The organism is Candidatus Woesearchaeota archaeon (genome assembly GCA_016180285.1).
Classification (GTDB): Archaea; Nanobdellota; Nanobdellia; order Woesearchaeales; family JACPBO01; genus JACPBO01.
Window position 1 is genome coordinate 15214 of sequence record JACPBO010000042.1, and the last position, 14492, is coordinate 29705.

The window sequence follows — 14492 nt, forward strand, 5'->3', positions numbered from 1 at the left end:
ATTTAAAAACAAACTGATTATTCCTGATGCAATGAAGCAGATCGGATCAGGGGCAGAGGCAATCATCTATCTTGACAGGGATGTTATAAAAGACAGGATCAGAAAATCCTACAGGATCCCTGAAATAGATATGCCTTTAAGAAAAACAAGGACAAGAAGGGAAGCAAATATTTTGGTTAAATTAAACAAAATAAGTTTCCCGGCCCCAAAATTAGTTTATTCTGATGATAAGGAGAAGCTAAAGATGGATTTTATTGAAGGCGATAAATTAAGGGATGCTTTAAACAGGGAAAACTGCAGGAAATTATGCTCTGAGCTTGGGGAGAAGGTCGGAATTTTGCACAATAACAACATTATTCATGGAGATTTGACCACTTCAAACATGCTTTTAAACAAAAAAGACAGCAATAAGATATATTTCATTGACTTCGGCCTGAGCTTTATATCGCACAAAACAGAGGACATGGCTGTTGATCTCCATTTATTAAGGCAGGCTTTAGAAAGCAAGCACCATGAAATATGGAAGGAATGCTTTGATTCTGCTGTTGAAGGTTATAAGAAAGAAATGAAAGACAGCTATACTGTGTTAAAAAGGCTGGAGCTTGTTGAAAAAAGAGGCAGGTACAAAGGGAAAGCTGAATGAAAAAAATAAAAGCAGTTGCATTATTGTCTGGAGGTTTAGATAGTTCTCTCGCTGTAAAATTAATCAAAGACCAGGGCATTGACGTCCATGCGCTTAACTGCACATCTATTTTCTGCCTCTGCAATACAAGGGGAAGATGCGAGTCTGCTGAGGTTGCTAAGAAGTTTAAGATCCCTATAAAGATGATCAAAAAGGGGATGGAATACATAAAAATTGTCAGAAACCCGAAGCATGGCTATGGCTCTTCCATGAATCCCTGCATTGACTGCAGGATTTATTTATTAAAGAAGGCAAAAAAATATGCAAAAGAGGTTGGCGCTAAATTTATTTTTACCGGAGAGGTGCTTGACCAAAGGCCAATGTCGCAGCATTTCAATACATTGATGCTCATTGAAAAAGAATCCGGATTGAAAGGAAAACTTCTTAGGCCATTGTCAGCTAAATTACTGCCTGAAACAGAGGCTGAAAAGAAAGGCTGGGTGAAAAGGGATTTATTGCTTGCAATAAAAGGCAGGCAGAGAAAAGAGCAGATTGAGCTTGCTAAAAAGCTTAATTTCTCAGATTATCCGTGCCCGTCAGGAGGCTGTTTGCTGACAGACAAGTGCTTCGGAAATAAAATCAGGGATTTATTTGATCATAAAAAAACAATTTCAATGAATGACTTATTAATATTGAAATATGGAAGGCATTTTAGATTTAATGGAAGCAAAATAATTGTAGGAAGGAATGAAATGGAGAACAAGGAGTTGCTGAGATTAAAAAACAAATCAGATTATTATTTTGAAGTTCCGGATTGCGGAAGCCCGGTAACTATATTGCAGGATAAAAAGACAAAAGATGCAATTAAGCTGGCAGCGCAGCTTACAGCAAGGTATAGTGATGCTAAAAATGATGAAGTGCTTGTGAAATATGGCATAAGCAGATCAGATAAAGAAATAGCTGTCAATAAAATAAAAGATGAGCAAATAGATAAATTTTTCATAAAATGACCCGCCGCGAAGAGATTGAAAAGCTATTGAGCGAGAAAGCGCATTCTGTCCAGGACTTAGCGAATTATTTCAGAGTCACAGCCAAAGAAATTCAGGAAGATCTCAGCCATGTTGCCTTTTCTATAAAGCCTCGGAAGCTGAAGCTTGATCCGGCATACTGCAAGAGCTGCGGATTTGTCTTTAAGGAGAGAAGCAAGATCAGCAGGCCAAGCAAATGCCCTAAATGCAGGAAAGAATGGATCGAAGAGGCAAGGTTCAGCATAAAATAATGTTACTTCTAATTAGTGGTTAAAAAACGAAAGATTTAAATACTACAACTTTATCATAATTATAGGTAAATTTGAGTAAAAATGATAAATATTGCTATACCTTATAAAGGCGAGAGTTTAAACCAAGTTCTAGATAGATTAGTAGATGTTGGAATAGTAGATAAAAATTCAAGGGAGTTTTATATTGAAACTATACAAAACGATAAAGCAAGAGTAATTCAAGAAAGGGAACAAATTAAAGAAGGTTCACGAAACTCTTACTCCTCCAATGAGGATGTTGAAAGAATTTTACAAAGAATTAGAGGAAGCCAGCCTTTAGCTTTTGATTTAAAAGCAGATTATGACCTGCAAAGAGAGGGGCAACCAGCAAGAATTTTGTTTAAAGGGTTAGAAACAAAGTTTGATGGTGTTCCAATAAGATTAGTTGGAAGGAGTCATTACGATATTCCTACTAGCTTGCATAACCACGAAGTTAGTTTGGCTTTTGTAGGGTGGGATGAACTTTATGAAGATCATATTGAAGAACTTAAAGTTAAAGATATTAGAGACTGGTCTGGATTGAATCCTCATTTAAGAAAAGGTTCAACAGATGTTAGAATTCTGGGTTCTGCTGGTTTAGATGATTTTGTTGGGCATTTTGTAATGATGCATCCTAAATTAGCAAAAAAATATTTTTCAAGTTATCCTGTTGATGCACGAGACTGCTCTGGATCAGGGGTATGGGCAAGTAAGGATTATGATGAAAAACAAGCCGTTTTATGGAGAGCCAAGCATATTTTTGTTGACCACAAATATGAAAAAATATACCATGTACTGTTTAAGTGGGAAACGATCCAGTCAAAATTTAGAGGAACCAGTAATGTTGAGAGAGCTATTAGGGAAAATGAAGGAGTCGGGATATATGTTGTACAGGAAGGCAATGCTGTAAAAGAAAATGGGCTTAATATTGTGGGCAATCCTCTGCTTATATCAGAAACTGTCATAGCGATAAACAACGAAGATTTTGAAAAGAAGTCTGAAGTGAAAAGATTAGCAAAAGCCCTTGAACCAAGAAGAAATTTTGGAATTCCTCTTCATATTGCGCTTAGAAAGTGGACTGATGGGTTAAGAAATAATTTAGGAGATAATTATCTAATTCAATCTCTGCCTTCTGATTTTGACTATGGTTTGCATGATCCCGGCAAAGAAGAATGGAACCTAATGAGGCATTTTAAATTTGGAGATCCTTTGTCCAAAAAAAATCAAGGAGAACCTTATCTTTCATTACAAAAATAAAACAAAACCGAAAGTTATTTAAATAAAAAACACATTCTAAATGACTATGATAAATAACGCAATTGGCGGTTATCGGCATTGTTTTGAGCTGTAGTTCTGTTTTAATTAGTTTGATCGCCAAGATTAATTCTGCATTCTTTCATTGCTGGCGCAAAGCTAGCTCTATAAACTAAAAAAATTCTTTTAATTTCCGATAAGGAAAAATAAGCTCATTTCGGGCTTATTTGAAAGTTGATTTTGTCGTCTATAAAATCTAAGAAAGATCAAACAAAAAATAGCGTGAGCTGTGGAGGTTAAAATGTCAATTGATGATGATGTAAAAGCGCCTAAAGACAAATTCAGTGTTTGTTTGTGGGATTGTTATCCAAGAATGGATCCGCCTATAGAGATAGTTGAGACTTTTGATAATGAAGAATCAGCTGTCAAGTACACATCTGGAAAAAACAATGAGCTAAGAAAAGAATACTACGAAAAAAAGAAAGGAACAGAAAATTATTACAGAAAGATGGGAAATCTTGTCCCGGCAGAGATTTTAGTATCAGTAGACAGAGCTAGCAGAATGATAGAGCCCGAGTATTTTGTAATTAATGACAGGGGAATCAGAGTATATTAAACAAACGGCTATAGTGGTGTAATGGCTGCACAGGAGATTGTGGATCTTCAGGATCGAGTTCGATTCTCGGCTATGGCCTTAAACTTTTTCAAAACCAATATTGAAGCTTTTAGCTTCCCAAAGGTTTTTACAAATAAAAACCTTTTTAAACTTTCAAATAAAAATGATCACAAAGGAGCAAAAATGTCATTCCAGAAAGTAAAAGGAACAGCGGATTTTTATCCGGAAGAAAAGGAAATGCAGAACAGGGTGTTTTCTGTACTAAGAGCCATGGCAGTCAAATACGGATTCAGCGAGGTTGAAAGCCCGGCTTTTGAATACTTGAAAGTTTTGACTGAAAAAGAAGGCGAAGAGATAAAGAAGCAGGTATTTGTGCTTGAAAAGAGAAGCGATGAAGAATTAGGGTTAAGATTTGATCTGACTGTTCCTTTGGCAAGAATGTTCATTGAAAAGCAGAAGACAGTTCCAAAGCCTGTAAAATGGTTTTACTTAACGAGAATGTGGAGATATGAGCAGCCTCAGCAGGGCAGAGCAAGGGAATTTTACCAGTTTGGGGTGGAACTTTTCGGCTCAGACAAGCCAGAGGCAGATGCAGAAGCCATCAATTTGGTAATTGATTCATTAACAGCGCTTGGACTTGCAAAAAATGATTTTTTCATTAAGATAAACAACAGGAAATTATTAGAGGGTTTATTGACCGATTTCATTGAAAAAAACAGGCTTGAAGAGGCAATAAGAATCATTGATAAGAAATCAAAAGTCTCTGAAAAAGAGTTTGAAACAGAGCTGAAAGGCATTAAATTAAATAATGATCAAATAAATAAAATAAAAAACCTCCTGAAGATTAATAAAATCGAAGAAATTGAAAAATTAAAGCTGAATGAAGAAGCTTCCAGAGGCTTTGAAGAATTAAAAAATATCCTGAAATTTGTCAAAAAAGAATTTGTAAGAATCGACCTTTCTGCTGCGCGCGGCCTGGCTTATTATACAGGAACTGTGTTTGAGTGCTTTGATGCAGAGCAGAAGTTCAGGGCAATAGCAGGCGGCGGCAGGTATGACAGGATGATCGAGCAGTTTGGCGGCGAACCATGCCCTGCAACAGGCTTTGGAATGGGCTACTCAACATTAATGCTTCTGTTGGAAGATAAGAAATTGATGCCTAAAATTGATCCTGGCCCTGATTATTTTGTTGCTATACTGAATGATGATGTAAGAGAAGATGCACTTAAAATAGTTGATAAATTGAGAAAGAAATATTCTGTTGACTATGATCTGAGCAGGAGAAATCTAGGCAACCAGTTAAAATATGCCAATTCAATAAAAGCAAAAAAATTGATAGTTATCGGTGAAGACGAGATTAGAAAAAAAGAGGTGAGAGTAAAGGACATGAAGACTGGAAAGGAGGAAATAGTTTCTTTGGATAAGTTATAAAATGAATTGCGACATCAGAGTTCTTGAAGAGTATCCGACAAGGAAGAATCTTGAAAAGCAGAAATATTTGGATTTTCCTTACAAATTGGTTCTTGCTGCCACCAGCTTAGAACAGTTCAAGGAAAGAAGGGAATTGGCTATTGAAACAGCCAACAAAGGGCTTGAAGGCGTATTGTACTGGCCTGTTTTCGATAATGTTGTTGAAGGTGAAATGCCAAAAAATCTTAATGCGTATTGGGCTTCGCCTCTTGCTCAATCAGAAGACTTAAAAAAACTACTTGGTGAAGTAGTTCAGGCTCAAAATGAAGGCATCCAAGTGATGGTTGATATTGAATGGCCTCTTTTGAAAAGAAGGTGGTATTTTGATATAGATAATTTGGTTTATTTGTACAAAAAATCAATTCTTGAAGCGATAGTCAGGCATCCTAATGTTTCAACATTTGAATCTGCGAATTACCCCGATCCTATAATGGAATTTTTAGGCATGGGTTTCAACCCAGTAAAACACAAAAATAAAGAAAGAATAAAAATGCTTTACAAGTTTGCTGTGCCGCTTGCCCGCCTGAATAATCCTGAAGTCAAGAGGCGCATTATCAAAGAGGGCGTTGAAAAATTCGGGGATAAATTTGCAGTAGCGCTTGGCTGCCTTGCTCTAGGAGTGTTCAACAATGAGCCCATAATAAGCCCTGCTGAGCTTAGAGAAGAAATCAAAATCACCATTATGTGTGGTGTTGAAAGAATATACATATTCCGCCTTGGCGGGATGAATGAGAAATATGCTGATGCTATTAAGCATGGTTTGAATTTCTATAGCAATTTAAGCTGGTCATGATTAACATGTATATGAAGTGTTACAAAAAATGTATCACTTTTCAATAAAAGTGTTACAAAAAATGTATCACTTTAGAAAGGTTTAAATACTAGCAGTTCTATCAAAGAGCCATGAAACCGGAAACTCTGTACTATGTACTATTCGAACAGCAAAAGGAATTTCAAGAAGAAAATGAATTTGTAAACAGAGAACTAATAAAAAAAGTATTGTCCTTTACACAATTAAAACTCCCCATTATAATAACGGGAGTTAGAAGAACAGGCAAATCTACTTTATTAAAACTTATTAAAAAAGAACTTCAGCTAAGAGAAAAAGATTGCCTTTATATTAATTTTAATGATGAAAGGCTGATTGATTTTTCTATTGAAAATTTCCAAAATGTTCTGGATTTTTTGAATGAACAGGGCTATAAAGAAAGCTGTTTTTTGTTTATCGATGAAATTCAGGAAGTCGATAAATGGGAAAAATGGATTGATAGAATAAAAGAGAAGCACCCCATTTTAATAACAGGCTCAAATTCAAAATTGCTGAGCAAAGAAATTTCAACAATTTTAACAGGAAGGTCAATAAATATTAGCTTGTATCCATTCAGCTTTAAGGAATTTCTGGATTCTCAGAATATGAGCCTAGAAAAATGGCAACTCGATTTAAAACTTCAATCTGTATTAAGAACTAGGTTTTCAGAATTTTTGAATTCCGGGGGAATCCCAAAGGTTGTTGTGGACAACGATAAAAGGCTTTTGCAGGAGATTTACGAAAATATACTGTATAGGGATATTGTAAAAAGATTTAATAAGAACCTTGAAAAACCAATTAAAGAAGTATCTGTTTATCTCTTATCGAATATCTCCAAAGAATTAAGCGTAAGATCGCTGTCTAAGATAATTGGAATAAAGAACCTTTCTACTGTTAAATCTATTTTAGATACATTTGAAAAGGCTTTCTTATTCTTTTTTATAAATAAATTTGATTTTTCAATAAGAAAACAAATACAAAACCCAAGAAAAACCTATTGCATAGACAATGGGTTTGTAACCAATATAGGGTTTAGATCATCTGAAAATAAGGGGAGGCTTCTTGAGAATCTTGTTTTTGTAGAATTAAAAAGAAAGAATAAAGAAATTTATTATTTTTCGGATAAGGGAGAATGCGATTTTGTAGTTAAAGAAGGGCTAAAAATTAAGAAAGCCATCCAGGTGTGTTATGACTTAAATGAAGAGAATAAAGATAGAGAACTAAATGGGCTAGTAGAAGCCTTAAAGAAGTTTAGCTTAAAAGAAGGATTAATTTTGACATATGACCAAGAAGACGAACTTAAAATTGAAGGAAAAAAGATAAAGCTTTTGCCTGTTTGGAAATGGCTGCTGATATGAAAATATAAAAGAAAAACTATTTTATTTCAACGCTGTCAAAACATCAACTTCATCATCCACCAACACAGTATGCTCTGCCTGAGATACAATGCCGTGAGCCTTGTCAGGCAATGGCGGGAATTCTTTAAGGATCTCAAGATTTTTCAATTCCCTTAATGCAAAGCTGATCTGCGGCATTGAAAACTTCTTTGCAAGCCATCTGGTGCAGAATGGCAGGTTTTTGTAATTTGAAATTTCCTGCAATACTTTCCTTGTTATAGGATTTCTTACCGGCTTTACATCTACCAGCATGAATATATTTGCATTAGAGCTTTCATAAATAACACCTGCTCCGTTTGTTGCAAACGGCTCGATTGCAATTACGGTTCCTTTCTCAAGCTTTGTTCTATCTCCTGTATCGAAATTCGGTATTGTTGGCTTTGTATGAATATCATACAAGTCAAGTCCATGGCCGGATAAATTTGTTATCGGAGAAAAGCCATGTTTTGTTATTGCAGCATGTATCGCTTTTCCAATCTCGCCTAATGCAATTCCTGGCTTTATTATTTTTATTGCCTCTTGAAGCGCCTCTTCTGATGCTTTTACAAGATCCGCATATTTTCCGGAAAGATCAACTGTGCATGCTGTGTCGCCGATTGCGCCATTAACATGAACGCCTACATCCAAGCTTACTGACTGATCTGTAAATTTAATATCTTCGCCAGGGTCAACTGTAAAATGCGCAGCAACATCATTAAGGCTCATCTGAACAGGAAAAGCGCACTCCCCTCCCAATTCATTTATTTTAGCCTCTATCTTTTCAGTCACATCAAAGTAAGAAGCGCCTGTTTTGATCAATGACTTTCCGTAAGCCAAAGCTTCAGCAGCTATTCTTCCAGCCTTTCTCCAGTCTTCGATATTTTGCATAAAGATGGATAAACTGATTTATATATAAAGATTAGTATTTGTTATTCAGATATGCCTCATAGAACTGATTATTCAAAATATTTTCTTAAAACTTGGCCCATATCGATCTTGCCTTTAATGAATTCTGATTTAGATAAATAGTCTGTAGCTCCTAATTTTAATGCTTCTTCTTTTATATCATCAGTGCTGAATATGATAATGGGTGTTTGTGTATCAAATTCCCTTATTATTTTCAAAGCTTCAAGACCGCTCATTTCCCCCATAGTATGGTCTAGCATGATCAAAGAATATGCGCCGTTACATCTGGCTTTTTCTACTGCCTTTTTTCCATTTTCAACTTGTTCAACTTCAACATCAGATATTAGGGCAGTAATAATGCGCGATATTGAATGTCTAAAGTCCTCAATGTCATCCGCCAATATCATTCTTTTTGTCATTTTGTAATTGTACCTCTGACCAAAGTGGTGCTGCCTAAAGAATAATCATTAAAAAATTTCTGGTCTTTTACAATAATGCCATGACTTTCCAATAAAGCAGGCAAGTTTAGATCTCTGAAATTCCACCAGAATTTAATCCAAGGCTCAACCACATATTCGTGTATCTTTCTTTTAACTGCGTATTCTTTTGGTGTTTCTGACATTTCTGCGAATACTATTTCTCCATTTGGCTTTCCTACTCGCTTGATCTCTTCTAAAGCTAAGTCTATATTTTGAATGCCGCCTAAGCCGTAAGCAGAAATTACACAATCAAAGTAGCTAGAATCAAATGGCAAGTTTAAAATATCAGCGCACATAAGCTGAATTCTATTCTCTAATCCTTCTCTTTGGACTTTTATTTTTGCTTGCTCTAGCATTTTTTCTGAGTAATCAACGCCGATTATTGAAGAATCAGTATATTTTATCGCAGCCTTAATTGCAGTAAGTGCGGTGCCAGTTGCGACATCTAAAATTACGCCTTTTTCTGGGGGATTTATTGAGTTTACAACTTCTGCCCTATGCCTATCATCAGCCCACAAAGTCTGCAAATGATGTGTTAGATCATAAATCGGCGCTCTTTTATCGTATAGTCTTTTTGTGCCAATTTTCATTTCAGCGCACCTATGATCGTCAATATGATTATCAAAGCCATTAATGCGAAATAAAATATTTCCTCTGCTCTTGCATAAGATATTAGTGTTTTTATAGTTTTATTGTTTATCATTTTTAGTATTTTGAACCTCCCAGAAGTTTGCTTTTGTAGACTCATCAGCAGTTGCATAAGCAGAACTGTATGTTTTATCTATTTTCTCTAAAGCAGCTTGAATGCTCTGCCTATCTTCTTCCAAAATTACACTATAAGTCAAGGAGAAGGATCCAAATTCATCTTTTAATGATTCATGGCTTCGGTCTAAAGCCTCTGCCTTTTCAATTGCCGCATTATAAAGCTCATCCTGATGCTTCAAAGCCCATTCCTTAAAACTTTTTATTTTTTGGTTGAATTGTTTATCAAGCTTCAAAATCTTTTCTGCTTCCATGTTGGATTTCTTGGCATATTTTTGCATAACCTCTCTTGCACAGTTATAGATATTCATTGTTTCATCCTTAGCAAGCTCCTCTGCCTTTAAAGAAGTCATCGCAGTTAGCATATTAATGCCAAAGTTTATCGCTATGTTATAGGTTTCTGACTCGTTTTCAATAACTGTTTTATAATTAAAGTCTGCAACTAACTTATCAATCGAAACAATAGCGGCATCAAAACCTAAAATAGCGCCAGTGTAAAATTCTCTTTTTTCAACTGCACCTTTCATATAGCTGATTATTTTATTTATATTTTCAACCTACAGACAAGCTAGAAGGCAGCATTTCTCTTAAAGGCACGTAGCCACTTTCACCTTCGTTAAGCAATATGTCTAAACATGATTTTGAAAAGCCGTTATTTGATCTTTTCTTTAAATGCTGATAAACCCTTTCGTTTATTTCATCTTTGGCATTTTCAGGAGCATAGTCTTCTTTAAATTCTGATTTGCCCATAATTTCAAGAGCTGTATTCCAATCTATTACAAACTCGTAAACATTTCTATTGTCGCTTTCTGGTGCTGTTAGTGAAGCAATTTGTTCTGTTTCTCTAGCTCTTTTTTTCTCAGAATTATTGTTTTTAAGAAAAGCCATCATTTCAAATCACCTCAATAAATTATCGCAACAACCAGCCTTTGGATCTGAGAAAACCGTATCCTGCCCGGGTCTGGCTCAGGATTGTTGTCGCCTTTCATTATGGAATACCAGCCATCTGAATCCTGGCCAATGGCTATAACGCGGTGGATTATGACTCCGTCAGCGTATTCTGATTTGTATGATACAATATCGCCGACATTTATGTAGCTTTCATCTTTGGGCACTATCTCGATTGCATTTGATCCCATGCTCAAAACAGGCTCCATTGAGTGTGTGTCAGTAAAGGTAGCCCATTGTGCATCTTTTATATCAATAACAACATTATTGTTCAGAACATGTATCTGATCCTCTTTCACCCAGTCAGAAGGGGACGCCTTTGGCTGAGGCCCGTCATTAAAGGCCATAGTGGAAGTTATCTCGTTGTTCTTGTTTGTTTTTTCATTGGTAAATTGAACAGAAAGCAAGCTAGCCAAAACAGCTAAAACAATGATCCCTGCAGCAACAAATGCCATAAACAGCTTGTTCGCCATGTAAATATAGCTGCAGAGCTAGTATATAAAGCTTTCGTTTTGTAATCACAATTAAGTAGTAAATATAATTTTTATCAGATCACAGCGTTAAAAACTACCGGTTACAGGCTGGATTGAAAATTTCTGGCAGTTCAACAATACGATTAACAGAACGGCATAAACAATTATCTGCTAGCATTCCAAAGTCAACAAACCTTCCGGGATTTCGTAAATTCAGATTCTTCACAAATCTCTTAAAGCTCTCCATATTTGTCAATGGCGTATAGCCTTTCTCACCCGGCCCTTTAGAATTATAACCCTGATCCAAATAGCTCGCAACAATCCTTTCAGCCAGTAATTTTGTCACTTTTTTAAATGGAACTAATACAAGCTCAGCATAATTGTTTGTTTTAAAATTAAGCTCTTCATATCTCTCTTCAGGAAAATCCTTCATAGTAGGCGCTCCTATTTCGCCTAAAGAGCCGCCATATCCTTTGTTATCCTTAATGAGCTTCATTAATACGCTCCTGTGCCTTGTGTCATCAGTCAAAATCCCGACATTTCTTTTGCCTTGTGTAAGGCTATATATTTTTGCCAACTCAATAGCAAATGTTTTGATCATATCTGTTAAAACTGGCTCATATTTCTTGCCAGCTGCTGTAGCGTAAAAAAGCGCAGTATACTGGTTTTTGCCATCTGAAACCAGCTCCTTCTTGCTTGCTGACTTCGGAACATCCCAGACATCAGATACAACAACAGCAACAATCTTATCTTTGTGCTTTTTAATGACCCAGTTGTACGCTTCGTTTTCCTTACCTGCGAGCAAAGCTATTGCAGATTCGCATGAGATCACCTTATCAGCAGCATACCTTCCCGATAAAAATTCCTGCGCAGCGCTGATATCATCATAATGCCGCTTATAGTTTAGATGATTCACAACAATAAAATCCAAGTCTTTTTTAACTCCTGTTTCTTTATTCATTTTGTTTTTCACTTGGGTTTGTCTGTTGACCTGCATAGTTGGCATTTGTTAAAGATGAGTTGTATGAGGAAAAAGGCACCTCTTCTCTAAGCTCTTTGCAATCTATTAAAAATACCTTCTCTACATGTCCTTTTAAAGACTCAATTAATTTATCTATGCCCATAACCAAAGAAAAAGCCCCCTATTTAAATACTTTACTATTGTTTAGTTACAATTACTTGATTCTTACAGCTTCAAGATCCTTCGGAGCAGATGTCTCTATTCTCTGGGCTTTGTGCACAGAGCTTGCAAGATCGAGGCAGCGCGAGTTCTCTCCGTGATTGACAATAACCTTCTTGGGCCTTGGATCGCAGTCATAAATAAAGTTCATGAGCTGCTTCCTGTCGCTGTGGTCTGTTATCTCTATCTTCTCAACTTCCATTTTGATCTGGCACACTTCCTGCTTTATTCCGGTTTTAAAGACTATTTCCCGTTCACCATTGTGTATTCTTCTTCCGAGAGAGCCTTCGCCCTGGTAGCATGAAAAAACAAGCGAATTTTTAGGATTGTCAGCAAGCTGCTTCAGATATTCTACTGAAGGCCCTCCAACAAGCATTCCTGAAGTTGCCAGTATTATGCAGGGCCCTGTTTCCTCTATTATTTCTTTCCTTTCTTTTGGGCTTCCTACTCTTTTAAATATGTCTGACAAGAAAGGATTCTCATCCTTATGGAAGATCTGCTTTCTTATCGTATTGTTAAGGAATTCTGGATATGCTGTATGAATTGCTGTAACGTCCCACACCATTCCATCTATAAAAACAGGCACCTTCTCCAATTGCCCGGTTCTGACCATGCTTTCTATCAGCACAATCATGTCTTGCGCTCTTCCTGATCCTAAAACTGGCATCAGCACTTTGCCCTTTCTTTCAATAGTCCTTTTAATGATATTGCGGAGCTCTTCGTCCTCCTCTTTTGCTGATGGCAGAATATTATCCTTCCCTCCATATGTGGATTCTATCATCAATGTTTCCAATCTTGGAAACCGGGTTGCTGCTGGCTCCAATAGCTGCGATCTTCCGTATTTAAGGTCGCCAGTATAAAGTATATTATGCAGGCCGTTTCCGACATGCATGTGAATCATTGAGCTTCCAAGGATATGGCCGGAATTATAGAGTGTCACTCTTACGTCAGGAGTTACATCAGTAACCTCCTCATAATCAAGAGTTATAGTGTGCTTTACCATCTCCCTTATGTCATCCACGCTGTATAGGGGCTCTTTTCTTTCACTCTGCATTATCTTGACATAATCGAGCATAAGCAAAGACATTACATCCCTTGTCGGAGCAGTGCAGTAAACCGGTCCCCTATACTGAAGCTTAAACAGATAGGGCAATAAGCCGCAATGATCCAGATGAGAATGGGAGATTATGACTGCGTCAAGCTCTTGCAGGTTAAATTCAGGCACCTCAAAAAGAGGGTATGCATGCTCTTCGCTGGCAACATTAACCCCGCAATCAAGCAATATTCTTGATTCCGGCGTCTGAAGCAGAATGCAGCTTCTGCCAACTTCTCTTGCCCCGCCTAAAAATGTTACCCTGATCCATTCTTCTTTCTTTGCCCTTAGCCAGCCGTCATACACACGGTGGCCGACCTTATCAAGAAATTTTCTTCTGTAATCGGAATTTTGGTAAAGTACAGAGCGTATGCTTTCTATCAATGGCGACTTTATTGCAGGAGTCCTTCTTATCAAAGGCACCCATAATGTTTTTTCCCTCATCTCCCTCAAAAGTTCGCCTTGCTTGCCGATTGCCAGCCCTGGCTTTTCAGCTTCAATAATAACGCTGGAGCGCTGCGGATCGAATATTATGTTGCCCACTCCGGATTCCTCAGGCATTATTTTCTTTATCTCTTTTTCCGCCTCTTCCATATCAAGCGTAATGCTTGGATCCGGCCTTAACTCTACTCTTTTCTTTATTTTGTTTACTATTTCGCGTATCACGCCTTCATTATTAAGGAAGAAGTCCTTATCTTTTGTGTAGAGAACGATATTTGCGCCCTCAAAACACGCATCAGATATCTTTTCCTTTGGCAAATCCTTTAAGATTTCCTCAATTATTGTAGTCATTTTAACTTAATTGATTTAAACTGAAAAATCACAGAACCTTAATCCTCGAGTTTTACCCTTATTTCCTTTTCAAAAACTTTCTTGACAGCTTCTTTGGTTATTGTGACAACATCAATGCCGTCGCCGCTTGCTATGTCTCTCTGCAGTGCTGCGTTTACCGACTGGATAGCCAGCTTTACGCCTTCTGCCACAGAAAGGCCTTTCTTATATAAGGTTTCCAAAACACCATAAACCATCACGCTGCCTGATCCTGAAGATATAAAATCGTCAATCTCAGTTATTGTTCCGTCAGGGAAGATTTCATAAATAAAGAATCCGCCTTCATCCTTGCCACCCATCACAAAATGGGAAACTCCTGGAATCATGCTCATTTTCCTTATATTTGAGTAAACTAAGCGTGAGAAAAGGTTTGCAGC

At 36.9% G+C, this 14492-nt stretch carries 18 protein-coding genes; 8 read left to right on the top strand and 10 right to left on the bottom strand.

What is annotated here, in order from left to right; genetic code table 11:
• Positions 1-31 precede the first annotated feature (31 nt).
• The 8 genes from HYU07_07200 (at position 32) to HYU07_07235 (ending at position 7425) form a co-directional block, all read left to right on the top strand.
• Complete coding sequence (locus tag HYU07_07200) at positions 32-643, top strand: Kae1-associated serine/threonine protein kinase (GenBank protein MBI2129985.1); 612 nt, start codon at positions 32-34, stop codon at positions 641-643.
• Complete coding sequence (locus tag HYU07_07205; GenBank protein ID MBI2129986.1) at positions 640-1632, top strand: hypothetical protein; 993 nt, start codon at positions 640-642, stop codon at positions 1630-1632. Before HYU07_07200 ends, HYU07_07205 begins: the two co-directional genes overlap by 4 nt.
• A complete protein-coding gene (locus HYU07_07210; protein MBI2129987.1) occupies positions 1629-1901 on the top strand; it encodes a transcriptional regulator in 273 nt (90 codons plus the stop codon). Before HYU07_07205 ends, HYU07_07210 begins: the two co-directional genes overlap by 4 nt.
• A gap of 81 nt (positions 1902-1982) precedes the next feature.
• Positions 1983-3176 (top strand): hypothetical protein, encoded by a 1194-nt coding sequence (locus tag HYU07_07215; GenBank protein ID MBI2129988.1) that lies wholly within the window; start codon positions 1983-1985, stop codon positions 3174-3176.
• Positions 3177-3474: 298 nt separating this feature from the next.
• Positions 3475-3789: a hypothetical protein gene (locus HYU07_07220; GenBank protein MBI2129989.1), complete on the top strand. Its 315-nt coding sequence runs from the start codon at positions 3475-3477 to the stop codon at positions 3787-3789.
• A 183-nt stretch (positions 3790-3972) separates the two neighbouring features.
• Positions 3973-5220 (top strand): histidine--tRNA ligase, encoded by a 1248-nt coding sequence (locus tag HYU07_07225; protein ID MBI2129990.1) that lies wholly within the window; start codon positions 3973-3975, stop codon positions 5218-5220.
• Position 5221: 1 nt separating this feature from the next.
• Positions 5222-6052, top strand: a complete 831-nt coding sequence (locus HYU07_07230) for a hypothetical protein (protein MBI2129991.1) — start codon at positions 5222-5224, stop codon at positions 6050-6052.
• Between the two features lie 110 nt (positions 6053-6162).
• Positions 6163-7425 carry an ATP-binding protein gene (locus tag HYU07_07235; GenBank protein ID MBI2129992.1) on the top strand — a complete coding sequence of 421 codons (1263 nt, stop codon included), beginning with the start codon at positions 6163-6165 and terminating at the stop codon, positions 7423-7425.
• A gap of 21 nt (positions 7426-7446) precedes the next feature.
• On the opposite strand, the gene HYU07_07240 is transcribed toward HYU07_07235, so the two are convergent.
• The 10 genes from HYU07_07240 to HYU07_07285 all read right to left on the bottom strand — a co-directional run bounded on the left by HYU07_07240 (position 7447) and on the right by HYU07_07285 (position 14414).
• Positions 7447-8331, bottom strand: a complete 885-nt coding sequence (locus HYU07_07240; GenBank protein ID MBI2129993.1) for a type II methionyl aminopeptidase — start codon at positions 8329-8331, stop codon at positions 7447-7449.
• Positions 8332-8399: 68 nt separating this feature from the next.
• The gene (locus tag HYU07_07245; protein ID MBI2129994.1) at positions 8400-8768 is read right to left on the bottom strand and encodes a response regulator; all 369 of its coding nucleotides are present in this window, start codon (positions 8766-8768) and stop codon (positions 8400-8402) included.
• Entirely contained in the window at positions 8765-9418 is a 654-nt protein-coding gene (locus HYU07_07250) for a class I SAM-dependent methyltransferase (protein MBI2129995.1), read from the bottom strand. The genes HYU07_07245 and HYU07_07250 overlap by 4 nt, the downstream gene beginning before the upstream one ends.
• Positions 9419-9517: 99 nt before the next feature.
• Positions 9518-10117, bottom strand: a complete 600-nt coding sequence (locus tag HYU07_07255; protein MBI2129996.1) for a hypothetical protein — start codon at positions 10115-10117, stop codon at positions 9518-9520.
• 25 nt (positions 10118-10142) lie between these two features.
• Positions 10143-10481, bottom strand: coding sequence for a hypothetical protein (locus HYU07_07260; protein ID MBI2129997.1), 339 nt, complete (start codon positions 10479-10481; stop codon positions 10143-10145).
• Between the two features lie 11 nt (positions 10482-10492).
• Positions 10493-11011 (bottom strand): hypothetical protein, encoded by a 519-nt coding sequence (locus HYU07_07265; GenBank protein ID MBI2129998.1) that lies wholly within the window; start codon positions 11009-11011, stop codon positions 10493-10495.
• Positions 11012-11105: 94 nt separating this feature from the next.
• Positions 11106-11972 (bottom strand): hypothetical protein, encoded by an 867-nt coding sequence (locus HYU07_07270; protein ID MBI2129999.1) that lies wholly within the window; start codon positions 11970-11972, stop codon positions 11106-11108.
• Positions 11965-12135: a hypothetical protein gene (locus HYU07_07275; protein ID MBI2130000.1), complete on the bottom strand. Its 171-nt coding sequence runs from the start codon at positions 12133-12135 to the stop codon at positions 11965-11967. Before HYU07_07275 ends, HYU07_07270 begins: the two co-directional genes overlap by 8 nt.
• A gap of 51 nt (positions 12136-12186) precedes the next feature.
• Positions 12187-14076, bottom strand: coding sequence for a beta-CASP ribonuclease aCPSF1 (locus HYU07_07280; protein MBI2130001.1), 1890 nt, complete (start codon positions 14074-14076; stop codon positions 12187-12189).
• 38 nt (positions 14077-14114) lie between these two features.
• The gene (locus HYU07_07285) at positions 14115-14414 is read right to left on the bottom strand and encodes a hypothetical protein (GenBank protein ID MBI2130002.1); all 300 of its coding nucleotides are present in this window, start codon (positions 14412-14414) and stop codon (positions 14115-14117) included.
• Positions 14415-14492: the final 78 nt, after the last annotated feature.

Coding starts and splice junctions, on each gene's coding strand:
- HYU07_07200 (MBI2129985.1), top strand. CDS start 32: ATGAAGCAGATCGGATCAGGGGCAGAGGCAATCATCTATCTTGACAGG.
- HYU07_07205 (MBI2129986.1), top strand. CDS start 640: ATGAAAAAAATAAAAGCAGTTGCATTATTGTCTGGAGGTTTAGATAGT.
- HYU07_07210 (MBI2129987.1), top strand. CDS start 1,629: ATGACCCGCCGCGAAGAGATTGAAAAGCTATTGAGCGAGAAAGCGCAT.
- HYU07_07215 (MBI2129988.1), top strand. CDS start 1,983: ATGATAAATATTGCTATACCTTATAAAGGCGAGAGTTTAAACCAAGTT.
- HYU07_07220 (MBI2129989.1), top strand. CDS start 3,475: ATGTCAATTGATGATGATGTAAAAGCGCCTAAAGACAAATTCAGTGTT.
- HYU07_07225 (MBI2129990.1), top strand. CDS start 3,973: ATGTCATTCCAGAAAGTAAAAGGAACAGCGGATTTTTATCCGGAAGAA.
- HYU07_07230 (MBI2129991.1), top strand. CDS start 5,222: ATGAATTGCGACATCAGAGTTCTTGAAGAGTATCCGACAAGGAAGAAT.
- HYU07_07235 (MBI2129992.1), top strand. CDS start 6,163: ATGAAACCGGAAACTCTGTACTATGTACTATTCGAACAGCAAAAGGAA.
- HYU07_07240 (MBI2129993.1), bottom strand. CDS start 8,331: ATGCAAAATATCGAAGACTGGAGAAAGGCTGGAAGAATAGCTGCTGAA.
- HYU07_07245 (MBI2129994.1), bottom strand. CDS start 8,768: ATGACAAAAAGAATGATATTGGCGGATGACATTGAGGACTTTAGACAT.
- HYU07_07250 (MBI2129995.1), bottom strand. CDS start 9,418: ATGAAAATTGGCACAAAAAGACTATACGATAAAAGAGCGCCGATTTAT.
- HYU07_07255 (MBI2129996.1), bottom strand. CDS start 10,117: ATGAAAGGTGCAGTTGAAAAAAGAGAATTTTACACTGGCGCTATTTTA.
- HYU07_07260 (MBI2129997.1), bottom strand. CDS start 10,481: ATGATGGCTTTTCTTAAAAACAATAATTCTGAGAAAAAAAGAGCTAGA.
- HYU07_07265 (MBI2129998.1), bottom strand. CDS start 11,011: ATGGCGAACAAGCTGTTTATGGCATTTGTTGCTGCAGGGATCATTGTT.
- HYU07_07270 (MBI2129999.1), bottom strand. CDS start 11,972: ATGAATAAAGAAACAGGAGTTAAAAAAGACTTGGATTTTATTGTTGTG.
- HYU07_07275 (MBI2130000.1), bottom strand. CDS start 12,135: ATGGGCATAGATAAATTAATTGAGTCTTTAAAAGGACATGTAGAGAAG.
- HYU07_07280 (MBI2130001.1), bottom strand. CDS start 14,076: ATGACTACAATAATTGAGGAAATCTTAAAGGATTTGCCAAAGGAAAAG.
- HYU07_07285 (MBI2130002.1), bottom strand. CDS start 14,414: ATGGGTGGCAAGGATGAAGGCGGATTCTTTATTTATGAAATCTTCCCT.